This window comes from Limimaricola sp. AA108-03, from assembly GCF_050847355.1.
Taxonomy (GTDB): domain Bacteria; phylum Pseudomonadota; class Alphaproteobacteria; order Rhodobacterales; family Rhodobacteraceae; genus Limimaricola.
This window is the reverse complement of sequence record NZ_CP193755.1, coordinates 357,493-377,628: the sequence shown is the minus strand read 5'-3', so window position 1 is coordinate 377,628 and position 20,136 is coordinate 357,493. Positions and strand designations below refer to the sequence as shown.

At 68.1% G+C, this 20,136-nt stretch carries 22 protein-coding genes; 15 read left to right on the top strand and 7 right to left on the bottom strand.

Annotated features, from left to right (window positions below; translation table 11 throughout):
* The first annotated feature begins 46 nt into the window (after nucleotides 1-46).
* The 12 genes from ACRAQ3_RS01980 (at nucleotide 47) to ACRAQ3_RS01925 (ending at nucleotide 11,000) form a co-directional block, all read left to right on the top strand.
* The gene (locus tag ACRAQ3_RS01980) at nucleotides 47-616 is read left to right on the top strand and encodes a NifU family protein (protein ID WP_085896833.1); all 570 of its coding nucleotides are present in this window, start codon (nucleotides 47-49) and stop codon (nucleotides 614-616) included.
* Nucleotides 616-1,194 (top strand): tRNA (adenosine(37)-N6)-threonylcarbamoyltransferase complex dimerization subunit type 1 TsaB, encoded by a 579-nt coding sequence (gene tsaB / locus ACRAQ3_RS01975; protein WP_432255467.1) that lies wholly within the window; start codon nucleotides 616-618, stop codon nucleotides 1,192-1,194. Before ACRAQ3_RS01980 ends, tsaB begins: the two co-directional genes overlap by 1 nt.
* Nucleotides 1,191-1,607 carry a GNAT family N-acetyltransferase gene (locus tag ACRAQ3_RS01970; RefSeq protein ID WP_432255466.1) on the top strand — a complete coding sequence of 139 codons (417 nt, stop codon included), beginning with the start codon at nucleotides 1,191-1,193 and terminating at the stop codon, nucleotides 1,605-1,607. The genes tsaB and ACRAQ3_RS01970 overlap by 4 nt, the downstream gene beginning before the upstream one ends.
* Before the next feature lie 192 nt (nucleotides 1,608-1,799).
* Nucleotides 1,800-2,795 carry a BMP family lipoprotein gene (locus ACRAQ3_RS01965; RefSeq protein WP_432255465.1) on the top strand — a complete coding sequence of 332 codons (996 nt, stop codon included), beginning with the start codon at nucleotides 1,800-1,802 and terminating at the stop codon, nucleotides 2,793-2,795.
* A gap of 76 nt (nucleotides 2,796-2,871) precedes the next feature.
* The gene (locus tag ACRAQ3_RS01960) at nucleotides 2,872-4,473 is read left to right on the top strand and encodes an ABC transporter ATP-binding protein (RefSeq protein WP_269397717.1); all 1,602 of its coding nucleotides are present in this window, start codon (nucleotides 2,872-2,874) and stop codon (nucleotides 4,471-4,473) included.
* Nucleotide 4,474: 1 nt separating this feature from the next.
* Nucleotides 4,475-5,596 (top strand): ABC transporter permease, encoded by a 1,122-nt coding sequence (locus tag ACRAQ3_RS01955; RefSeq protein ID WP_269397716.1) that lies wholly within the window; start codon nucleotides 4,475-4,477, stop codon nucleotides 5,594-5,596.
* Nucleotides 5,597-5,600: 4 nt separating this feature from the next.
* On the top strand, nucleotides 5,601-6,572 hold the full coding sequence (locus ACRAQ3_RS01950; RefSeq protein WP_085896827.1) for an ABC transporter permease: 972 nt from the start codon (nucleotides 5,601-5,603) through the stop codon (nucleotides 6,570-6,572).
* A complete protein-coding gene (locus ACRAQ3_RS01945; protein WP_432255464.1) occupies nucleotides 6,556-7,359 on the top strand; it encodes a purine-nucleoside phosphorylase in 804 nt (267 codons plus the stop codon). The genes ACRAQ3_RS01950 and ACRAQ3_RS01945 overlap by 17 nt, the downstream gene beginning before the upstream one ends.
* A 96-nt stretch (nucleotides 7,360-7,455) precedes the next feature.
* A complete protein-coding gene (locus tag ACRAQ3_RS01940) occupies nucleotides 7,456-8,373 on the top strand; it encodes a sulfite exporter TauE/SafE family protein (RefSeq protein ID WP_269397714.1) in 918 nt (305 codons plus the stop codon).
* On the top strand, nucleotides 8,370-9,134 hold the full coding sequence (locus tag ACRAQ3_RS01935) for a TIGR02186 family protein (protein WP_432255463.1): 765 nt from the start codon (nucleotides 8,370-8,372) through the stop codon (nucleotides 9,132-9,134). Before ACRAQ3_RS01940 ends, ACRAQ3_RS01935 begins: the two co-directional genes overlap by 4 nt.
* Before the next feature lie 100 nt (nucleotides 9,135-9,234).
* Nucleotides 9,235-9,417 (top strand): hypothetical protein, encoded by a 183-nt coding sequence (locus tag ACRAQ3_RS01930; RefSeq protein ID WP_269397712.1) that lies wholly within the window; start codon nucleotides 9,235-9,237, stop codon nucleotides 9,415-9,417.
* 50 nt (nucleotides 9,418-9,467) lie between these two features.
* Nucleotides 9,468-11,000 (top strand): ATP-dependent DNA helicase, encoded by a 1,533-nt coding sequence (locus ACRAQ3_RS01925; RefSeq protein ID WP_432255462.1) that lies wholly within the window; start codon nucleotides 9,468-9,470, stop codon nucleotides 10,998-11,000.
* On the opposite strand, the gene ACRAQ3_RS01920 is transcribed toward ACRAQ3_RS01925, so the two are convergent.
* A complete protein-coding gene (locus ACRAQ3_RS01920; RefSeq protein WP_432255461.1) occupies nucleotides 10,975-12,390 on the bottom strand; it encodes a 1-acyl-sn-glycerol-3-phosphate acyltransferase in 1,416 nt (471 codons plus the stop codon). The two genes, ACRAQ3_RS01925 and ACRAQ3_RS01920, sit on opposite strands and share 26 nt — an antisense overlap.
* Before the next feature lie 322 nt (nucleotides 12,391-12,712).
* Here ACRAQ3_RS01920 and ACRAQ3_RS01915 point away from each other — a divergent pair, with 322 nt between their 5' ends.
* From ACRAQ3_RS01915 to deoD, 3 genes are all read left to right on the top strand, one after another.
* A complete protein-coding gene (locus tag ACRAQ3_RS01915; protein WP_432255460.1) occupies nucleotides 12,713-14,230 on the top strand; it encodes a methylmalonyl-CoA mutase family protein in 1,518 nt (505 codons plus the stop codon).
* 104 nt (nucleotides 14,231-14,334) lie between these two features.
* Nucleotides 14,335-14,655: an H-NS family nucleoid-associated regulatory protein gene (locus ACRAQ3_RS01910; protein WP_085896819.1), complete on the top strand. Its 321-nt coding sequence runs from the start codon at nucleotides 14,335-14,337 to the stop codon at nucleotides 14,653-14,655.
* Between the two features lie 58 nt (nucleotides 14,656-14,713).
* On the top strand, nucleotides 14,714-15,418 hold the full coding sequence (deoD, locus tag ACRAQ3_RS01905) for a purine-nucleoside phosphorylase (protein ID WP_269397708.1): 705 nt from the start codon (nucleotides 14,714-14,716) through the stop codon (nucleotides 15,416-15,418).
* Here the strand turns inward: deoD and ACRAQ3_RS01900 are convergent.
* The 6 genes from ACRAQ3_RS01900 to sdhC form a co-directional block, all read right to left on the bottom strand.
* The gene (locus ACRAQ3_RS01900) at nucleotides 15,415-16,260 is read right to left on the bottom strand and encodes an urea carboxylase-associated family protein (protein WP_432255459.1); all 846 of its coding nucleotides are present in this window, start codon (nucleotides 16,258-16,260) and stop codon (nucleotides 15,415-15,417) included. The genes deoD and ACRAQ3_RS01900 overlap by 4 nt on opposite strands.
* Nucleotides 16,257-17,036 carry a succinate dehydrogenase iron-sulfur subunit gene (locus ACRAQ3_RS01895; protein ID WP_085896817.1) on the bottom strand — a complete coding sequence of 260 codons (780 nt, stop codon included), beginning with the start codon at nucleotides 17,034-17,036 and terminating at the stop codon, nucleotides 16,257-16,259. Before ACRAQ3_RS01895 ends, ACRAQ3_RS01900 begins: the two co-directional genes overlap by 4 nt.
* A gap of 64 nt (nucleotides 17,037-17,100) precedes the next feature.
* The gene (locus ACRAQ3_RS01890) at nucleotides 17,101-17,388 is read right to left on the bottom strand and encodes a hypothetical protein (protein WP_370162010.1); all 288 of its coding nucleotides are present in this window, start codon (nucleotides 17,386-17,388) and stop codon (nucleotides 17,101-17,103) included.
* Nucleotides 17,388-19,193: a succinate dehydrogenase flavoprotein subunit gene (sdhA, locus tag ACRAQ3_RS01885; protein ID WP_432255458.1), complete on the bottom strand. Its 1,806-nt coding sequence runs from the start codon at nucleotides 19,191-19,193 to the stop codon at nucleotides 17,388-17,390. Before sdhA ends, ACRAQ3_RS01890 begins: the two co-directional genes overlap by 1 nt.
* 13 nt (nucleotides 19,194-19,206) lie before the next feature.
* Entirely contained in the window at nucleotides 19,207-19,578 is a 372-nt protein-coding gene (sdhD, locus tag ACRAQ3_RS01880; protein WP_269397704.1) for a succinate dehydrogenase, hydrophobic membrane anchor protein, read from the bottom strand.
* Between the two features lie 11 nt (nucleotides 19,579-19,589).
* Complete coding sequence (gene sdhC / locus ACRAQ3_RS01875) at nucleotides 19,590-19,973, bottom strand: succinate dehydrogenase, cytochrome b556 subunit (protein WP_269397703.1); 384 nt, start codon at nucleotides 19,971-19,973, stop codon at nucleotides 19,590-19,592.
* Between the last annotated feature and the right edge of the window lie 163 nt (nucleotides 19,974-20,136).

The window sequence follows — 20,136 nt, the reverse complement described above, 5'->3', positions numbered from 1 at the left end:
GGTCCGGCGAGGCGCATATCGGGGACCTGAAACGAAAGGTGGTCCGATGTTCATCCAGACCGAATCCACGCCGAACCCCGCGACGCTGAAGTTCCTGCCGGGGCAGACCGTGCTCGAGATGGGCACGGCCGATTTCCCCTCCGAGGAAGCCGCGCAGTCGAGCCCCTTGGCCAAGCGCATCTTCGCGACCGGCGGCGTGGCCGGCGTGTTCCTCGGCTCCGACTTCGTCACGGTGACCAAGACCGAAGCCGTCGAGTGGGATCACATCAAGCCCGCCGTGCTCGGCGCGGTGATGGAGCATTTCCAGTCCGGCGCCCCGGCGATCGACGACGGCACCTCGAACAGCGCCTCGGGTGGCCATGCCGAACATACCGGCGAGGACGGCGCCATCGTCGAGCAGATCAAGGAATTGCTCGACACCCGCGTGCGGCCCGCCGTGGCGCAGGATGGCGGCGACATCACCTTCCACGGCTTCGACCGTGGCGTGGTCTATCTGCACATGCAGGGCGCCTGCGCCGGCTGCCCCTCTTCGACGCTGACGCTCAAGATGGGCATCGAGAACCTGCTGCGCCACTACATCCCCGAAGTGGTCGAGGTCCGGCCCGTCGCAGCCTGATGCGTCCGCTACTCGCATTCGACAGCTCGGCCGCGCATTGCGCGGCCGCTCTGCATCTGGGCGATCGCATGGTCACCCGTGTCGAGCCGATGGCCAAGGGCCAGGCCGAGCGGCTGATGCCGTTTCTTGAGGAATTGCTGCAGCATGAGGGGCTGGCCTGGCGCGATCTCGCGGCGATCGGCGTCGGCACCGGGCCCGGCAACTTCACCGGGCTGAGGATCGGCGTCTCGGCGGCGCGCGGCCTGTCTCTGGGCCTGGGCATCCCGGCCATCGGGGTCTCGGGCTTCGAGGCGGCGGCGCTGGAGCATCCGCGCCCTCTCACCGTCGCCCTGCCCGCTCCCCGTGACCATCTCTGGCTGCAACGGCTGACCGATGCCGGTGCCGAGGCCCCGCGCCTTGCCCCCGCCGCCGAGGCCGGTGAGGTGCTGCACGGCTCTGGACCCGAGGCCCTCGTGCGCGCCATCGCGCGGATCGCCCGCGAGCGTGCCGGGACGCCGCAGCCGCGCCCGGCGCCGCTCTACGTCCGCCCCGCCGACGCGGCACCGCCGCGCGACCCGGCCCCCGTCCTGATCGAATGAGCGCGCCGCGGGCGCTCGCCGCGACCTATGCGGCGGCCTTCCCGGACGAGCGCGGCTGGAGCACGGAGGAGTTCGCCGCGCTGCTTACCGCACCCGGCGCGATCCTCGCGGGCGACGCCTCTGGTTTCGCGCTGGGGCGCGTGACCCTGGACGAGGCCGAGATCATCACACTGGCCACCCACCCCGACCATCGCAGGCAGGGCCGCGCCCGTACGGCGCTGGAGGCGTTTCACGACGCGGCGCGGGCTGCCGGGGCGGTGACAATCTTTCTCGAGGTGGCGGAGGACAACGCCCCGGCGCGGGCGCTCTACGAGCAGATGGGATACGCACGGGCCGGTCGGCGGCCGGGCTATTATCCACGGGCCGGGCAATCGCCCGCAGCGGCGCTGATCCTTACCCGCCCATTGCGATAACATACCCCTGCGTCAGTCGCCTCAGAGGTGGGCCGTAACGCTGCGAAGTCCCGGTGACTTGGCGCAAATCATGGAAAAATCAGTTGACCCGAAAGCGCCGCGCATTGCCTTATCCTGCCATGAGCCGGCGCATGACCGGCAGACGCGCGGCGCCGGGACGGCACCGCGCCGTGACCTGACAGGGAGCTTTAGATGACTCATCTCGCGAAATTCCTCGGCGCGACCGCCGCGCTGGCGATCTCGGCCGGCGCCGCACTGGCCGACCCGGCGCTGGTCTTCGACCTGGGCGGCAAGTTCGACAAGTCGTTCAATGAGAGCGCGCATAACGGCGCCACCCGCTGGGCCGAGGAAACCGGCAACTCCTATGCCGAGGTCGAGCTGCAGTCCGATGCGCAGCGCGAGCAGGCGCTCCGCCGCTTCGCCGAGGCCGGCAACAACCCGATCGTCACCGTCGGCTTCTCCTTCATGACCCCGCTCGAAGAGATCGCCGCCGACTACCCCGACACCAAGTTCGTGATCGTCGACGGCGTGGTCGACCAGCCCAACGTCCGCTCGGTGATCTTCAACGAGCACGAGGGCTCCTACCTCGTCGGCCAGATGGCGGCGATGGCCTCCGAGAGCGGCACCGTCGGCTTCATCGGCGGCATGGACATCCCGCTCATCCGCAAGTTCGCCTGCGGCTACGCCCAGGGCGCCAAGTCGGTGAACCCCGAGATCACCGTGCTGTCGAACATGACCGGCACCACCCCCGCGGCCTGGAACGACCCGGTCAAGGGCTCCGAGCTGACCCAGGCGCAGATCTCCCAAGGCGCCGACGTGGTCTATGCCGCCGCCGGCGGCACCGGCATCGGCGTGCTGCAGACCGCCGCCGACCAAGGCATCCTGTCGATCGGCGTCGACAGCAACCAGAACTACCTGCAGCCGGGCAAGGTGCTGACCTCGATGGTCAAGCGCGTCGACAACGCCGTCTACGACGCCTTCGAGGCCGGCACCGAGATCGAGACCGGCATCAACGTCATGGGCGTGAACAACGAGGGCGTCGGCATCGCCGTCGACGAGCACAACGAGGCGCTGGTGACCGAGGAGATGACCGCGGCAGTCGAGGACGCCAAGGCCAAGATCGCCTCCGGCGAGATCGAAGTGCACGACTACATGAGCGACGAGAGCTGCCCCTCGCTCGACTTCTGATCGCCCTCAAGGGCATGACACGAGGGGCCGCGCCGCAAAGCGCGGCCCCGTTTCGCACCCGAGGACCGGACATCACATGACCGACCACACCCCCGCGATCGAGCTCAAGGGCATCTCCAAGGCCTTTGGCCCCGTGCAGGCCAACAAGGACATCTCGATCCGGGTGATGCCAGGCACGATCCATGGCATCATCGGCGAGAACGGCGCCGGCAAATCGACGCTGATGTCGATCCTCTACGGCTTCTACAAGGCCGATGCGGGCGAGATCTTCATCAATGGCCGCCCGACCCAGATCCCCGACAGCCAGGCCGCGATCCGCGCCGGCATCGGCATGGTGTTCCAGCACTTCAAGCTGGTGCAGAACTTCACCGTGCTCGAGAACGTCGTGCTCGGGGCCGAGGAAGGCGCGATGCTGCGCCCCTCGCTCGCCAAGGCACGGCGCCAGCTCAAGCAGCTGGCCGCCGAATACGAGCTCAACATCGATCCCGACGCGCGGATCGAGGATATCGGCGTCGGCATGCAGCAGCGTGTCGAGATCCTCAAGGCGCTGTACCGGCAGGCCGACATCCTGATCCTCGACGAGCCCACCGGCGTGCTGACCCCGGCCGAGGCCGACCATTTGTTCCGCATCCTCAAGGGGCTGCGCGACCAGGGCAAGACGATCATCCTGATCACCCACAAGCTGCGCGAGATCATGGAGATCACCGACACGGTGAGCGTGATGCGGCGCGGCGAGATGACCGCCACCGTCCAGACCGCCGAGACCTCGCCGCCGGAGCTGGCCGAGCTGATGGTCGGCCGCAAGGTGCTGCTGCAGGTCGAGAAGGCCCCCGCCACGCCGGGCCGGACGATCCTCGAGGTCGAGAACCTGACGGTGATCGACAGCAAGGGGGTCGAGCGGCTGCGCGGCATCGGGCTCGAGATCCGCGCCGGCGAGATCCTCGGCCTCGCCGGCGTCGCCGGCAACGGCCAATCCGAACTGCTCGAGGTGCTGGGCGGCTACCGCAAGGCCGAGGGGACGATCCGCCTGAACGGCGAGGAGATCGACCTGACGGGCCGCAAGTCCGACGCCCGCACCCGGCGCGCGCGGGGCATCGCCCATGTCCCTGAGGACCGGCACCATGAGGGGCTGATCCTCGACTTCACCGCTTGGGAGAACGTGGCCTTCGGCTACCACGACAAGCCCGAGTTCAACAAAGGCGTCTTCATGGACAACGCGGCCATCAAGGCCGATGCCGCCGCGAAGATGGAGCGCTTCGACGTGCGCCCGCCGAACCCGAACCTCGCCGCCAAGAACTTCTCTGGCGGCAACCAGCAGAAGATCGTCGTGGCGCGCGAGATCGAGCGCAATCCCGACCTGCTGCTGATCGGTCAGCCGACCCGAGGCGTCGACATCGGCGCAATCGAGTTCATCCACGAGCAGATCGTGGCGCTGCGCGACATGGGCAAGGCCGTGCTTCTGGTGTCGGTCGAGCTCGACGAGATCATGTCGCTGTCGGACCGCATCGCGGTGATGTTCGACGGCCAGATCATGGGCGAGCGCCTGCCGTCCGAAACCGACGAGCGCGAGCTGGGCCTGTTGATGGCGGGCATCACCGATACCGACAAACCGCATAGCGAGGCCGAGATCGAGGCCAACCTTGCCAAGAAGCGCGCCAGCGCCGCGAAGGAGGCCTGAGATGCAGAAGATGCCGCAATGGGCGGATGTCGTGCTGATCCCGCTGATCAGCCTGATCCTCGCCGCCCTGCTCTCGGCCCTGGTGATCCTCGCCATCGGCGAGAACCCCTGGGCCGCGCTGAAGCTGATGGTCGAGGGCTCGCTCGGCTCGACCTATGCCTGGGGCTACACGCTCTACTACACCACCAATTTCATCTTCACCGGCCTCGCCGTGGCGATCGCCATCCATGCGCGCCTGTTCAACATCGGCGGCGAGGGTCAGGCGATGCTGGGCGGCCTCGGCGTGGCGCTGATCGCGCTCTTCATCCCGTGGCCGCACTGGACCCTCGCGCTTCTGGGCGGTGCGGTCGGCGCGGCGCTGTTCGGCGCAGCCTGGGCGCTGATCCCGGCCTGGCTGCAGGCCAAGCGCGGCAGCCACATCGTGATCACGACGATCATGTTCAACTTCATCGCCGCGGCGCTTCTGAACTACCTACTGATCGGCGCGCTCAAGCCCTCGGGCTCGATGGAGCCCGCCACGGGCCGCTTCCCCGAGGCCACGCATCTGCCGACCTTCCAGGACATGTTCTCGACCGCCGAGACGGCGCTGTTCCGCGGCGCGCCGGTCAACGTGTCGTTCTTCGTGGCGCTCTTGGCCTGCGTCGCGGTCTGGGCGCTGATCTGGCGCACCCGGCTCGGCTACGAGATCCGCGCCTTCGGCCAGTCTGAATCGGCCGCGAAATACGCGGGCATCTCGCCCACCCGGATCATCGTCGTGACCATGCTGATGTCCGGCGGACTGGCGGGCATGATGGCGATCAACAACGTCATGGGCGAGGCCGAGCGGCTGGTGCTCAACGCCGTCGAGGGCGCCGGCTTCATCGGCATCGCGGTGGCGCTGATGGGCCGCAGCCATCCCTTCGGCGTGCTGCTCGCGGCGCTGCTCTTCGGCTTTCTCTACCAGGGCGGCGCCGAGCTGGCGCTCTGGACCTCGATCCCGCGCGAGCTGATCGTGGTGATCCAGGCGCTCGTAATCCTGTTCACCGGCGCGCTCGACAACATGGTGCGGATGCCGCTCGAAGCGATGTTCCTGAGGCTGAGGCCGGCGCCGAAGCCCGCCCGCAAGACCGAACCGGCGGAGTGAGCCCATGGATTTCCTGACCCTTCTTCAGGTGCTCGACACCACCATCCGGCTTGCCACGCCGCTGCTGCTGGCCTGTCTCGCCGGGCTGTTCTCCGAGCGCGCGGGCATCTTCGACATCGGCCTCGAAGGCAAGATGCTGGCCTCGGCCTTCCTCACCGCCGCCGTCGCCGCCGTCACCGGCTCGGTGCTGATCGGCACCGCGGCGGGCATCGGCGCGGCGCTGATGCTCTCGGGCATCCACGGCCTCGCCTCGATCACCTTCCGCGGCAATCAGCTGATCTCCGGCGTCGCGATCAACTTCCTCGCCGCCGGCCTCACCGTGGTGATCGCCCAAAGCTGGTTCGGCCAGGGCGGCCGCACGCCGCAGCTTTCGGGTAGCGCCCGCTTCGAGACGATCGACCTGCCGCTGGCCGGCGAGATGCGCGGCGACATTCCGTTCATCGGCCCGATCTATGCCGAGCTGATCTCCGGGCATTCGCTGCTGGTCTATATCGGCCTGCTGGCGGTGCCGGTGACTTGGTGGGTGCTGTTCCGCACCCGCTTCGGCCTGCGGCTGCGCGCGGTGGGCGAGAACCCCGCCGCCGTCGATACCGCCGGCATCTCGGTGGTGGGGCTGCGCTTTGCCGCCGTGGCGATCTGCGGCCTGCTCACCGGCCTCGCCGGTGCCTATCTTTCGACCGGCCTGCAGGCGGGCTTCGTCAAGGACATGACGGCCGGGCGCGGCTATATCGCGCTCGCCGCGCTGATCTTCGCCAAGTGGCGGCCATGGTACGCGCTCGGCGCCTGCCTGCTGTTCGGCTTCCTGCAGGCGCTGGCGCTGCGCCCGGACGTGATCGAGAGCACGCTCGGCTTCGAAGTGGGCGTGCAGCTGCTCGACGCCCTTCCCTACATTCTCACGGTGGTGATCCTCGCGGGCTTCGTCGGCCGCGCGATCCCGCCCCGCGCCGGAGGCGAACCCTATGTCAAAGAGCGTTGAACTCGCGGGCCTGATCCGGGCCCAGGCCGGGCAGGAACCGGTCAAATACGGGCTGATCCTCGGCTCCGGCCTCGGCCATATCGCCGGTGCCGTCGACGGCGTCACCATCCCCTATGACAAGCTCGCGGGCTTCCCGCATGCGGGCGTGTCGGGCCACAACCCGGTGCTCGCCGTGGGGAACCTCGAGGGGCAGCGCGTCGCGGTGTTCGGGGGCCGGGCGCATTACTACGAGAACGGCAATCCCAACGAGATGCGGCTGCCGCTCGAGGTGCTCAAGGCGCTCGGTGCCGAGGCGGTGATCCTGACCAACGCCGCCGGGAGCCTACGCGCCGACATGCCCACCGGCTCGATCATGGCGCTGTCGGATCATGTCAATTTCTCGGGGCTAAACCCGCTGATCGGCGAAAAGACCGATGCCCGCTTCGTGCCGATGGGCGACGCCCACGACCCGGAGTTGCGCGCGAAGCTGCGCGCGGCGGCCGAGGCCGAGGGGGTGGATCTGCACGAGGGCGTCTATGCCTGGTATTCCGGCCCCTCCTTCGAGACCCCGGCGGAGATCCGCGCGATGCGCACGCTGGGCGTCGACGCGACCGGCATGTCGACCGTGCCGGAGGTGATCCTCGCCCGCTTCCTCGGGCTCAAGACGATGGCCGTTTCGGCGATCACCAACATGGCCGCCGGCATGTCCGACGAGGCGATCGGCCATGAGCACACCAAGGCGATGGCGCCGCTGGGCGCGGCCAAGCTCGAGCAGGTTCTGCGGCGGATGCTGCGCGACGCGGGCTGAGCGAAGCGCCGCCGCCGCATCGCGGCATTCTTCCCTGCCGGGGCTTGGAAAACCCGGCGGGGGCTGCCTTAATCGACCTACCGCAAGGGGTCGATCATGCAGCTCTACCTCCCTATCGCCGAGGTTTCGGTCAATATCTTCCTGATCCTCGGCCTCGGCGGGCTGGTGGGCGTGCTGTCGGGCATGTTCGGTGTCGGCGGCGGTTTCCTGATCACGCCGCTGCTGTTCTTCGCGGGCATCCCCCCGGCGGTCGCGGTCGCCACCTCCCCCAACCAGATCGTCGCCTCCTCCTTCTCGGCACTGCTGGGCCATCTGCGACGGCGCACCGTCGACATCGCGATGGGCTCGGTGCTGCTCGCGGGCGGGCTCGCGGGGTCGGCCTTGGGCATGGTGGTCTTCAACTGGCTGCGGGCGCGGGGCCAAGTCGACCTGCTGGTCGAGCTGAGCTACGTGATCTTCCTCGGCACCGTCGGCGCGATGATGTTCGTCGAGAGCGTGAACGCGCTGGTGAAATCGCGCCGCCCCGGCGCCCGGCCCAAGCGGCGCCGGCACAACTGGGTCCATGCCTTGCCGCTGAAGATGAAGTTCCGCGTCTCGGGGCTCTATATCTCGATGATCCCGCCACTGCTCGTGGGGCTTGCGGTCGGGGTACTGGCGGCGATCATGGGCGTGGGCGGCGGCTTCGTCATGGTGCCGGCGATGATCTACCTGCTCGGCATGCCGACCAAGGTGGTGATCGGCACCTCGCTGTTCCAGATCATCTTCGTCACCGCCTTCACCACCATGCTGCACGCCATCACCAACCAGACGGTGGATATCGCCCTGGCGCTGCTGCTGATCGCGGGCGGCGTGGTCGGCGCGCAGCTCGGCAGCCGCATCGGCGCCCGGATGCGCGCCGAACAGCTGCGCATCCTGCTGGCGCTTCTGGTGCTCGCGGTCTGCGGCCAGCTGGCGCTCGGCCTCGTGCTGCGGCCGGCCGAGCTCTACGAGATCGAACTGGTGGACGCCGCATGATCCGGCTCGCCATCCTGCTCGTCGCGCTTGCTCTGCCCGCCGCCCAGCCCGCCCGCGCCGAGGAGATCGTGCTCGGGCTGAGCCGCGACGAGGTGGCGATCACCGCCACCTTTGACGGCTCCGAGATCCTGATCTTCGGCGCGGTGCGGCGCGAGGCGCCGCCGCCCCGGAACGCGGCGCCGTTGCAGGTGATCGTGACGGTCTCCGGCCCGCTCGCCCCGGCCATGGTACGGCGCAAGGAACGCCGCGCCGGGATCTGGACCAACACCGAGGCCTTCGAGGTGGATGCCGCGCCCTCCTTCTACGCGGTGGCCACCACCGCGCCCCTGGCGCAGGTGCTGACCGCCACCGAGGACCTGCGTCACGCGATCTCGATCCCGCGCGCGATCCGCGCCGTGGGCAACCGCATCGCCGGCGCCGGGGATTACGTCTCGGCGCTGGTGCGGATCCGCGAGGACGCCGATGTCTACCGGCTGCAGGAGGGCGCCGTCGACCTCGAGGAGGAGACCCTGTTCCGCACCTCGCTGGCGCTCCCCGCCAACCTCGTCGAGGGCAATTACACCACGCGGATATTCCTCACGCGCGAGGGCGCGGTGGTCGACAGCTACGAAACGGTGATCGGCGTGCAAAAGGTCGGCATCGAACGCTGGCTCTACAATTTCGCCCAGGAGCGGGCTGCGCTTTACGGGCTGATGTCGCTGGCCTTGGCAATCATGGCGGGTTGGGCGGCCTCGGCCGCCTTCGCCGGTTGGCGGCGCTGAGACCCGTTAAAATCCCGGCTATTCGGCGGCTCCCCGGTGACGGTATCCTCATGCTAACTTGGCATTTGGGTGAATTGCACACAGGCCAAGAGGAGCACCGATGTCTCATCGCTGGATGTTCGAGGTATTGAGCGATCTTGAAACCTACGCCCGCTGCAACGGGCTGCCCCAACTCGCCAATAGGTTGTCACTCGCCGCGGGTCAGGCCGCGCATGAACTGGCCGCCGCGCAGCGAACGGAGCGCGGCGAGCCGCCGCTGTTGCTGTCGCGGCGTGCCGAATAGGCGCAGCCCCGCCTCTGGCCCCCGCTGCGGCGCGGGGATAGGGTCGCGCCATGACACTTCCCGCCGTGACGTTCTCCTCCGACCAGGCCGAAGCCTGGGATGCCGTGACGCAGCTCCTGCGCCTCACCGGCATCGATCTCGACGACGAGCTGCTGAGCGCCCCCGCCTCGGAAGCGCGCCGCGCCATCGCCGTCATCGGCAAGGCCGGCTCGGGCAAGACGCTCCTGCTCGCCGAGCTGACGCGAAAGCTCAAGGAGGCCGGCGTCGACATCGTTTCGGGCGATTGGGAGGGCCGCAAGAAGAAGGACCGCCGCACGCTGGCGATCCTCGCACCGACCAACAAGGCGGCGAGCGTGCTGCGCAATCGCGGCGTGCCCGCGACGACGATCCACCGCATCCTCTACACCCCCGTCTATGATCCGGAATACGAGAAGATCGCCGAATGGCTCGCCGGCGAAGGCGAGCGTCCCAACATCGAGGGGCTGTCCGATGAGGCGCTGGCCCGCGCCGCCAGTGCCTTTGCCACCCACGGCTCGGTGCCCGCGGCGCTGGCCGCGGCCGGGCTCAGGGGTTCGGATTTCATCACCGGCTGGAAGCGTCGCGAGGAGCCGCTCGACATCGGCTTCATCGACGAAAGCTCGATGCTCGACGAAAAGCAGGTCGAGGACCTCAAGGAGATCTTCCCGACTCTGGTGCTGTTCGGCGACCCGGCGCAGCTGCCGCCCGTGCAATCCTCGGGCGGCATGGTGTTCGACGCGATGCCCGACAGGGACAAGCACGTCCTGCACCGGATTCACCGGCAGGACGCCGACAACCCGATCCTCGACCTTGCCCATGCGCTGGCCGATCCGCAGGTCGATTTCTACGCCTTCGAGCGGCTGGTGCAGGAGGCCGCGAACCGCGACGAGCGCGTCGTCATGGCGCGGCGGGTCGAGGCCGAGCTGATGGCGCGCTCGCCGGTGCTGGTCTGGCGCAATGCCACGCGGATTCGCCTGATCCATGCCTTCCGCGCGGCCTATGGCGCGCCCGAGGGCGATCTGCTGCCCGGCGAGCCGCTGATCTGCGACGGCATCGAGCTGCCCTTGAAGCATCGCAAGAAGCGGCTCGACCTCGAGGCGCGCGGCCTGATCAAGGGCGCGCAGGTGGTCTATATGGGTCCCGGTCGCAAGCCGGGCTTCTCGCGGCTGCATGTGATGGGCGCGCCTGAGCCGCAGCTCTCGGCCGCCTCGATCGTGCGGATCGAGCAGGAGGGCGACGCCGAGCCCTTCATCCCCTATGCCGCGCGGATGGGCGCCACCTTCCTGCACGGCGCGGCGGTGACGATCCACAAGGCCCAAGGGTCCCAGTGGGACACGGTGCAGGTCTTTGCCCCCGACATCGAGATCGCCTCGCGCATGGGCCGGGTCGAGGCCGGGCAGCCGCTATGGAAGCGGCTGGCCTATGTCGCGATCACCCGCGCCGAGCGCGAGCTGCGCTGGGTGGTGCGCTCGATGCTGGCCAAGCCGAGCGACAGCCTGAACACCGACGACCTCGTCGCCCCGGCCGCGCCCTTCGAGCTCAGCGCGCAGGCGGCAGGGGAATAGCGGCCGGAACAGGTGCCGCAAGCCGCGCGGGTGCGAAGTGGTGCGCCACCGAATCCGCGTAGAAGCGCAGCAGCGGCTCGGCCCCCGGCGCCGGGCGCAGCCCCTCGCCCCCCTCGCGCAGCAGCCCCCGCTTCCGCAGGATCTCCAGCGCATCGGCGGTGATCCGCTTGGCGTCGCGGCGCGGCAGCGCCACGCCGCGCGCATGCAGCATACCGAGCCGCGCCGCCACCCGGATCTCGATCCGTTCGGGGGGCAACGGCGAGACGTCGAGCAGGATGCCAGCGACCAGCGGCACCGGCAGCACCGGCATCACCTCCTCGATCCGCGTCTTCATCTCGTGCGCGAGCCGCGCCGTGTCCTGCGGTCCGGGCGTCGCGCCGCCCAGGAACTCGGCCAGCGAAAGCGGACGGCCGAAGCCCACCGAGGCGGTGCCGAAGCTTCTGAACCGGCCGGAGATACGTTGCCACAGATGCGCCAGCACCGCGCCCACGAGCCGCGAGGGCGGCACGCGGAAGCGTCGGTTTCCCGCCGCCGCCGCGCCGATCAGCACCCGGTCCTCGAGCACCCGGTCGTAGTTGAGCGCCACGGGCACGAAGATCACGTCGCGCCCGTGATTGCCGAAATCCTCGACGATATGCCCCAGAAGACCGGTCTTGGGCGTGGCCATGCGACCGGTCAGGCTGAGCCCGCCTTCGGGAAAGATCGCCTGCGTGACGCCCCCGGCGGTCGCCATCTGCACGTAGCGCTGCAGCACCCGGCGATAGAGGGCACCGCGGTCGCGCCGCCGGATGAAATAGGCCCCCATCGCCCGGATCACCGGCGACAGCGGCCAGACCCGCGCCCATTCACCCACAGCGTAGGAGAGCGCCGAGGTGCGCGCGGCCAGCCAAGTGACGAGGACGTAATCCATGTTGGAGCGGTGGTTCATGACGAACACCACCGCCGCGCCCGGATCGATCGCGTCGAGCGCGTCGCGATCGAAGGCCCCCAGCCGGATCCGGTAGAGTGCACGGCTGAGCCACTTCGCCAGCCGTGTGCCGAAAGTGAAATAAGCGGTGGCGGAAAAGGAGGGCACGATCTCGCGGGCGTAGTCGCCGGCCAGCTCGAAGGCCACGTTCTCGGGCACGCCGTGACTCTGCGCGTGTTCGACGACCGCCTGCGCCACGGCGGGATCGTAGATCAGCCGCTGGATCATGTCGTGGCGCCGCGCCAGCTTGAACGGCTCGATCGGGCGCGCGAGCCGCGTGTTGAGCCGTGCCACCGCCCGCTCCATCCGCTTGCGAAAGAACCAGCGCACCGAGGGAAACAGGAAATGCGAGGCAAAGGTGACCGTGGCGAAAAGCACGATCAGCACCAGCAGCCAGAGCGGGATCTCGACGGATCTGAACATGGGGCGACCCTGCCGCAATCCGGCGCGGAACGGTAGCGTCCAGCATCGCGCCCGTGGGGCGGGCACGCCTTCGGACAAGGGAGCGATGCGTTTCGATCACGCCTGGGCGTCGCGCCTGTCATCACCCCGCATACCGCCGAAACCGTGGCCGGATGGCCCGTCCGGGGCGTTTCCTTTGGGCCGGTCTGGACGCTTCCTTGCGGAAAGCCCATCATGAGGCTCCGCAGAATGCGGGCCAATTTCAGTGGTGGGGTACCGGCGGAAGCGCCGGTTTCCCGGGCATGGCATGTCCGGCCTCACCCCCGCGAACCGGACGATTGCCATGACCGATCACCGCCGCCAGCCGCTCCGGCCATCCGATGCCGCCGTCCTGACGCTGCGGCCCGATTTGCCGAGCCGGGCGGGTTTCGATTCCGATCACCCCCTTGCGAAAGGGATGGCAGCGGTCGATGGCCCCGCTCTCTCGCATCTGGGTGACCTTGCCGCGCTCTTGCCAAATGGCGATGCAGGACCGGTCGAGATCATGTCCGACGCGACCGGCCCATGGATGCTGGCGATGCTGGTGGCACTGACCGAGAACCGGGGCGCGGCACGCGCGACGCTGCGCGGCGCGCTGTGCAACGACGTGATCGCCGACGCGCAGTCCCCGGCGGCCCCGCGCTGGTCGACCGCCGCCGCCCTGGACCTCGGGGCGGACACCTTGTCATGGGCCCGCCGGGCTCTGCCGGATCTGCGGGGTGCGCGGCTGCAGGTGTCGCCAGAGGGCGATCCGGTCACCGCGATGGCCATGGCCCTGCGATCGGGGCTGGCGCTGCTCGCAGCATCGGCACGGCGCGAGAAACCGGAGCATCTGCGTGCCGCCGCCCAAGGCGTCGAGTTCGTGATGCCCGGCGATAGCGCGCGGCATCGTGCCGCCGGCGCGACCCTCGCCGCGCTGTGGCATGATCTGCTGGTCGAGCGACACGGGCCGGATTTCGCCCGCCGCGATGATCTCGTTCTTTATCGAAGCGATGCCGTGGCCCCCGCTTGGATCGAGAATGCGATTGGCGCGGCCGAGTTGCGTGAGGCACTCGAACGGGTCGAGCGCGAGGCGATCTGCCCTTCCCTCGCGGACACCCCTCGCCCTCCCGGTGCTGTGCCGAAGGACCGGACAGAAGCGCTGGCGCGGTGGCGGCGCGAGCGTGACGGCAACGCGGTGCAGAAATCGCTTCTGGCCCTGCGCGAGGCGGCCAAGCGCGGCATCAACATCATGGGCCCCTCGGTGGCCTGCGCCAAGGCGGGGGTGACGACGGGCGAATGGGCCCGCGTGCTCGCCGATGCCCTGCCCGCGGCCGAACCGCTGCTCGTTCACGAAATCCCCCCCGTCACGAACCTTGGCGATCTGGACGATGCCTGCGCGTCGATTGAGCAGGCCGCCCGTGGTCTTGCCCGTCCGGTTACCGTTCTCGTGGTTCGCCCCGGCCTCGATGCGCGGCCACCCGCCGGGCTGCCTCTGCTGCGCGCGGCACAGGATTGCGGCGTCGAATTGCGCGATCCCGGGCCGCGCCGTTTGCCCGGCGATATCGCCGCAGCGGTGTCGCGCGACCGGCCGCATGTGGTGATCTTCGCCATCCATTCGCCGCAATCGGTCGAAATGGCGATCGAAAGCATCGACGCATTGAGACAAGCCGGTTTCGGCATGATCCCGATGCTCTGCCTCTTGGGCTTCGATTGCAAATACGCCACAAAAGATGAATTTCCGAAGGAGGTTCACCTCAGAGTGGCCGGCGAAATATCGGCTCAGGCCTTTCTGAATGACTTGGCCGCGCTCGTGACGTTGCGAAAATCCGATACATCCTGATACAAAATATTGCTTCGCCTGAACTTTTAGCCATCTCGCAGCTTTCCAATATTCACTACAATGAGCAGTGACGAAAACATCGCTCTAATACGGAAAGAGAAACCATGGCGCATAACCTGCACGAAATGTCCCGCAAGGAACTCGAGAAGCTTCGGAAGGATATCGACGAAGCATTGTCGACCGTTTCCCAGCGGGAGCGTAAAGCCGCCCTCGAGGCTGCCGAGCGGGCCGCGGCCGAGCATGGGTTTTCGCTGGCCGAGCTGGCCGACGCTGCCGGCAAGGGCCGGAAATCCAAGACGAAGAATCCCGCGAAGTACCGCAATCCCGAAGATCCGACCCAGACCTGGTCGGGCCGTGGCCGCAAGCCGCGCTGGATCAACGAGGCGGAAGCGGCCGGCCGGCCCCTGTCGGATTTCGAAATCTGATTTATCGACGCCGGGTCGCAGGACCCGGCCTGAACCCATCGTAATGAGCGAGGCGCATATGAGCACGCATATCGGAGCGGAACCAGGGGACATCGCATCGACCGTGTTGATGCCGGGCGATCCGCTGCGCGCCAAATGGGCCGCAGAGCGCTTTCTCGATGCGCCGCGCTGCATCAACGAGGTTCGCGGCATGCTCGGCTTTACCGGGAAATGGCGCGGAAACGAGGTCACGATTCAAGGGTCGGGCATGGGAATGCCCTCCCTTTCGATCTATGCGAACGAGCTGATCCGGGAATACGACGCCCGGACGCTCATTCGCATCGGCTCCTGCGGCGCGATGCAGGCGGATATCGCGGTTCGCGACGTGGTGCTCGCGATGACCGCCTCCAGCGTCGGAAATCCGTCGCGCGCGATGCTGCGCGAAATTCATTACGCGCCGCATGCCGATTACGCGCTGCTGCGCGCGGCGCATGACGCGGCCGCGCGTCGCGGCACGCCGGTGCATGTGGGCGGGATCTATTCCTCGGACACCTTCTATGACGAGCGCCCCGACCTGCACGAGCAGATGGTGCGGCACGGCATCCTCGCGGTCGAGATGGAGGCGGCGGAACTCTACACCCTCGCCGCGCGCCACGGGCGTCGCGCTCTCGCCGTGCTGACCGTCTCGGACCATCTCGTCACCGGCGAGGACCTGCCGGCGATCGAACGCGAACAGAGCTTCGGCGACATGGTCGAAATCGCGTTGGAGGCGGCCTTCACCTAGGCCCCGTGCCCGCCCGCATAGCCGTTGCGCGACGGGCTCTCCCACCCGTTCAGCATACCCGGCTCCGGCCGCAGCACGGTCATGGAGAGCGGGTAGCAGGCTGCGCGGTCGCTCGAATGCCCGGCCCCGCAATCACCGCCCGGGCAGGCGCTCATCACTGCCAGCAGATCGATCTCGGCGAAGAGGTCGAGGTGGTCCCCCGCCCTGACCGGGCTCGCCTTCATGAAATAGCGCCCGGTATCGCGGGTGAAGCCGGTGCACATGAAGACGTTCAGCACGTCATGCACATGGCGCTCGGCTTCGGCCAGCGACAGCCCTGCATGCGCCGCCAAGGCGCGGGCCAGGTTGGAATGGCAGCAGCGGTCGTAATCCTCACCCGAGAGCAGGTGATGCGTATAGGGATCGCAGCGCGTGCCGATCACGTCATGCACCGAGGCGCCATCGGCGTCTATGCCGTACCAATCGAGGCTGTCGGCGATGATCGTGGCCATCGGGCGCAGATACGGGAAGCAGGACCAGAGCCGGTCGCCGGCACTCACATGGGTGCCGTGCAGGGCGCGGGTCTTGCCGGAGAAGAAGCGCTCGCAGAGGTCGCCGCGGGCGAAGAGGTTCAGATCCCCCACCTGAGGCCCCTCCGGGCAGCCCAGCCGCAGGATCGAACCCGCCGGAACCTCGATCGCGGCCGCGTCGCGCGGCGGCACGATCACCTCCGACACCGGCCGCGCCGTCGCGGCGGCGCGGCCGTAGAGGTGCATCGGCGGCGGGCTCAGGCTCCCGTCAGGATAGACGAGAACCGGAGACGCCGCCCGGCGCGCATCGGCGTCGGGCGGCGGCTGCGTCATACGGCGCGCTCGACCATCATGTGCTTGATCGACTGGATCGCCTTCGCGGGGTTCAGCCCCTTGGGGCAGGTCTTGGCGCAGTTCATGATGGTGTGGCAGCGGTAGAGCTTGAACTCGTCCTCGAGATCGTCGAGCCGCTCGCCCGTGGCCTCGTCGCGGCTGTCGACGATCCAGCGATAGGCATGCAGCAGCGCCGCCGGCCCCAGATAGCGATCGCCGTTCCACCAGTAGGACGGGCATGCCGTCGAGCAAGACGCGCACATGATGCACTCGTAGAGCCCGTCGAGCTTCTTGCGGTCCTCGATCGACTGGCGCCATTCCTTGGCCGGGGTGTTGGTCTCGGTCTCCAGCCACGGCTTGATGCTCGCGTGCTGGGCGTAGAAATGGGTCAGGTCGGGGATCAGGTCCTTGACCACCGGCATGTGCGGCAACGGGTAGATCTTGATGTCGCCCTTCACCTCGTCGAGGCCATAGGTGCAGGCCAGCGTGTTGATGCCGTCGATGTTCATCGCGCAGGAGCCGCAGATCCCCTCGCGGCAGGAGCGGCGGAAGGTCAGGGTCGGGTCGATCTCGCTCTTGATCTTGATCAGGGCGTCGAGAATCATCGGCCCGCAGCTGTCGACATCGACGAAATAGGTATCGACGCGCGGGTTCTTCCCGTCATCGGGGTTCCAGCGATAGATCTGCACCTTGCGCAAGTTGGTCGCGCCCTCGGGCTTGGGCCAGGTCTTGCCATGGGTGATGCGGCTGTTCTTCGGAAGGGTGAGCTGGACCATGGTCAGGTCTCCTTGGGGAAAGCGCCGGGGGTCGTGCCCCCGGTCGTCGTCGCATGGATCTGGATCATCTGAGGCGCGGCGGCCGCACCGGCGCCTGACCGCTGCGGGCCACCACGCAATCCTCGTAGACCTCATAGGGGTCACGACCGCGCAGGTAGTCGTCGGTCACCCCGATCGAGATGCCCGAGGACAGGCCGCTGCGCGAACTGGCGCCGACGCTGACGCTGCCGGTGGGGCCCTGCGCGGCGCGCGCGCGCTCCTCGCAGACCCGCGCCGCGTCGAGTGGCGAGAGCGGGGCCTGCGTACAGGCCCCGGCCAGCAGCGGCAGCGCCAGGAAGAGCGCCGCGCGCATCAGTAGACCCGCGCCTTGGGCGCGATCTTCTTGAGATCGATACCACCCTCTTCGGCCTTGGTCAGCGGATCGAGATGCACCGGGCGATAGTCGAGCCGCGCGGTGTTGCCCTCGATCCAGGCGAGGGAGTGCTTGCGCCAGTTCTCGTCGTCGCGGTCGGGATAATCCTCGTGCGCATGGGCGCCGCGGCTTTCCTTGCGTGCCTCGGCGGCGGTGATGGTGGCCAGCGCGTTCGGCATCAGGTTGGCCAGCTCCAGCGTCTCCATCAGGTCCGAGTTCCACACGAGGCTGCGGTCGGTGACATGGATGTCGTCCATCTTCGCTGCCGTGGCCTGCATCTTCTGCATGCCTTCCGCGAGGGTCTTGTCGGTGCGGAACACCGCCGCGTCGGCCTGCATGTTGCGCTGCATCTCGAGCCGCAGCTCGGCCGTCGGCACGCCGCCCTTGGCGTGGCGCAGACCGTCGAAGCGGTCGAAGGCCTTCTCGATCGACGACTTGGCCGGGGCCTTCACGGAGGTCGCGGGATCGACCACCTCGCGCGCCCGGATCGCCGCGGCGCGGCCGAACACCACGAGGTCGATCAGCGAGTTGGAGCCGAGCCGGTTGGCGCCATGCACGCTGGCGCAGCCCGCCTCGCCAACAGCCATCAGACCCGGGGTCACCGCGTCGGGGTTCTCGGCCGTCGGGTTCAGCACCTCGCCCCAGTAGTTCGTGGGGATGCCGCCCATGTTGTAATGCACGGTCGGCAGCACCGGGATCGGCTCCTTGGTGAGATCCACGCCGGCGAAGATCCGCGCCGATTCCGAGATGCCGGGCAGGCGCTCGGCCAGCGTCTCGGGCGGCAGGTGGTTGAGGTGCAGGTGGATGTGGTCGCCATCCTTGCCGACGCCCCGGCCTTCGCGGATCTCCATGGTCATGCAGCGCGAGACCACGTCGCGAGAGGCGAGATCCTTGTAGGTCGGCGCGTAACGCTCCATGAAGCGCTCCCCCTCGGAGTTGGTGAGGTAGCCGCCTTCGCCGCGCGCGCCTTCGGTGATCAGGCAGCCCGCACCGTAGATGCCGGTCGGGTGGAACTGCACGAACTCCATGTCCTGCAGAGGCAGCCCGGCCCGCGCCACCATGCCGCCGCCATCGCCGGTGCAGGTATGCGCCGAGGTGGCGGAGAAATAAGCGCGGCCATAGCCGCCGGTGGCCAGGACGACGGTCTTGGCGGCGAAGACATGCATCGTGCCGTCGTCGAGCTTCCACGCCAGAACGCCACGGCAGGTGCCGTCATCGTCCATCAGCAGGTCGATGGCGAAATACTCGATGTAGAACTCGGCCTTCTGCTTGAGGCTCTGTCCGTAGAGCGTGTGCAGGATCGCGTGGCCGGTCCGGTCGGCGGCGGCGCAGGTGCGCTGCACCGGCGGGCCCTCGCCGAACTCGGTGGTGTGCCCGCCGAAGGGGCGCTGATAGATCCGGCCCTCCTCGGTGCGCGAGAAGGGCACGCCGTAATGCTCCAGCTCGTAGACCGCCTTCGGGGCCTCGCGGGCGAGGTACTCCATGGCATCGGTGTCGCCGAGCCAGTCGGAGCCCTTCACCGTGTCGTACATGTGCCACTGCCAGCTGTCGGGGCCCATGTTGCCCAAGCTGGCGGCGATGCCGCCCTGCGCCGCGACGGTGTGCGAGCGGGTCGGAAAGACCTTGGAGATGCAAGCGGTGCGCAGGCCCTGCTCGGCCATGCCGAGCGTGGCGCGCAGGCCCGCGCCGCCGGCGCCGACCACCACCACGTCGTATTCGTGGGTCTCGTATTCGTAGGCTGCCATCAGGGGTCTCCGATCAGAGGGCGAGGCGGATCAGGGCGAGAACGCCGATCGCGGCCAGAGCATAGGAAAGACAGGTCACGCCGATGATCAGCGCCTTGCGGGTCAGGCCCTGCGCGTAATCCTCGATCATGATCTGGGCGCCGGCCCGGAAATGCCAGAAGCCGACGAGGAAGGTCAGGACGGCGATCGCCGCCGGGATCGGCCGCTGGTAGTAGATCACCACCTCTTCATAGGTGCCGCCCAGCACGGCGCCGAAGGTGAAGACGAAGAGCGGGATCAGCAGCGCCAGCGCCACCGAGGACATGCTCATGCGCCAGTGCTGCCGGGTTCCGGAATGCGACGCCCCGAGGCCGTGCGCGCGCTTGCGATCGGTCAGATAAGCCATTGGGTGCCCCTTCAGAGAACGACGACGGTGAAGATGGTCAGCAGGACCGAGACGATCAGGATGATCTGGCTCAGCAGCTCGGCCTTGTCGATCTCGAGCATCTTCACCTCGTCCCAAATCAGGTGCCGGATGCCCGCGAGCGTGTGGTACCACAGGCCGAGAACCGAGAAGAACAGCACCAGATCGCCGAACCAGCTGCGCAGGAAACCGTCGGCGGTGGCAAAGCTTTCGGGCCCGGCAGCGGCGGCGGCGAACCACCAGACGATCAAGGCGGCGGCGACGATCATCGCGTTGCCGGTGATCCGGGTCAGGATCGAGGTGATCGCGGTGATCGGCCATCTGTAGATCGTCATATGGGGCGAAAGCGGGCGGTTGCCCCGGTTCACGTCGGCCATGGCGTCGTCCTTATCTGGCGTGCGGGCCGGCTCTCGGGCGGCCCCGGCTGGCTTATCCCTAGCGATTTTGGACCGTCTGTCACCCATGCCTTCGCTGAAAGCCGTGGGAAATTCGCCAAATCAGGCGGGAAAATGCCGGGCGTGATCACAGTCCTCGAGACTG

What these genes read in the sequence shown, in the direction of transcription:
- ACRAQ3_RS01980 (WP_085896833.1), top strand. Translation starts at nt 47, where the DNA reads ATGTTCATCCAGACCGAATCCACGCCGAACCCCGCGACGCTGAAGTTC.
- tsaB (WP_432255467.1), top strand. Translation starts at nt 616, where the DNA reads ATGCGTCCGCTACTCGCATTCGACAGCTCGGCCGCGCATTGCGCGGCC.
- ACRAQ3_RS01970 (WP_432255466.1), top strand. Translation starts at nt 1,191, where the DNA reads ATGAGCGCGCCGCGGGCGCTCGCCGCGACCTATGCGGCGGCCTTCCCG.
- ACRAQ3_RS01965 (WP_432255465.1), top strand. Translation starts at nt 1,800, where the DNA reads ATGACTCATCTCGCGAAATTCCTCGGCGCGACCGCCGCGCTGGCGATC.
- ACRAQ3_RS01960 (WP_269397717.1), top strand. Translation starts at nt 2,872, where the DNA reads ATGACCGACCACACCCCCGCGATCGAGCTCAAGGGCATCTCCAAGGCC.
- ACRAQ3_RS01955 (WP_269397716.1), top strand. Translation starts at nt 4,475, where the DNA reads ATGCAGAAGATGCCGCAATGGGCGGATGTCGTGCTGATCCCGCTGATC.
- ACRAQ3_RS01950 (WP_085896827.1), top strand. Translation starts at nt 5,601, where the DNA reads ATGGATTTCCTGACCCTTCTTCAGGTGCTCGACACCACCATCCGGCTT.
- ACRAQ3_RS01945 (WP_432255464.1), top strand. Translation starts at nt 6,556, where the DNA reads ATGTCAAAGAGCGTTGAACTCGCGGGCCTGATCCGGGCCCAGGCCGGG.
- ACRAQ3_RS01940 (WP_269397714.1), top strand. Translation starts at nt 7,456, where the DNA reads ATGCAGCTCTACCTCCCTATCGCCGAGGTTTCGGTCAATATCTTCCTG.
- ACRAQ3_RS01935 (WP_432255463.1), top strand. Translation starts at nt 8,370, where the DNA reads ATGATCCGGCTCGCCATCCTGCTCGTCGCGCTTGCTCTGCCCGCCGCC.
- ACRAQ3_RS01930 (WP_269397712.1), top strand. Translation starts at nt 9,235, where the DNA reads ATGTCTCATCGCTGGATGTTCGAGGTATTGAGCGATCTTGAAACCTAC.
- ACRAQ3_RS01925 (WP_432255462.1), top strand. Translation starts at nt 9,468, where the DNA reads ATGACACTTCCCGCCGTGACGTTCTCCTCCGACCAGGCCGAAGCCTGG.
- ACRAQ3_RS01920 (WP_432255461.1), bottom strand. Translation starts at nt 12,390, where the DNA reads ATGTTCAGATCCGTCGAGATCCCGCTCTGGCTGCTGGTGCTGATCGTG.
- ACRAQ3_RS01915 (WP_432255460.1), top strand. Translation starts at nt 12,713, where the DNA reads ATGACCGATCACCGCCGCCAGCCGCTCCGGCCATCCGATGCCGCCGTC.
- ACRAQ3_RS01910 (WP_085896819.1), top strand. Translation starts at nt 14,335, where the DNA reads ATGGCGCATAACCTGCACGAAATGTCCCGCAAGGAACTCGAGAAGCTT.
- deoD (WP_269397708.1), top strand. Translation starts at nt 14,714, where the DNA reads ATGAGCACGCATATCGGAGCGGAACCAGGGGACATCGCATCGACCGTG.
- ACRAQ3_RS01900 (WP_432255459.1), bottom strand. Translation starts at nt 16,260, where the DNA reads ATGACGCAGCCGCCGCCCGACGCCGATGCGCGCCGGGCGGCGTCTCCG.
- ACRAQ3_RS01895 (WP_085896817.1), bottom strand. Translation starts at nt 17,036, where the DNA reads ATGGTCCAGCTCACCCTTCCGAAGAACAGCCGCATCACCCATGGCAAG.
- ACRAQ3_RS01890 (WP_370162010.1), bottom strand. Translation starts at nt 17,388, where the DNA reads ATGCGCGCGGCGCTCTTCCTGGCGCTGCCGCTGCTGGCCGGGGCCTGT.
- sdhA (WP_432255458.1), bottom strand. Translation starts at nt 19,193, where the DNA reads ATGGCAGCCTACGAATACGAGACCCACGAATACGACGTGGTGGTGGTC.
- sdhD (WP_269397704.1), bottom strand. Translation starts at nt 19,578, where the DNA reads ATGGCTTATCTGACCGATCGCAAGCGCGCGCACGGCCTCGGGGCGTCG.
- sdhC (WP_269397703.1), bottom strand. Translation starts at nt 19,973, where the DNA reads ATGGCCGACGTGAACCGGGGCAACCGCCCGCTTTCGCCCCATATGACG.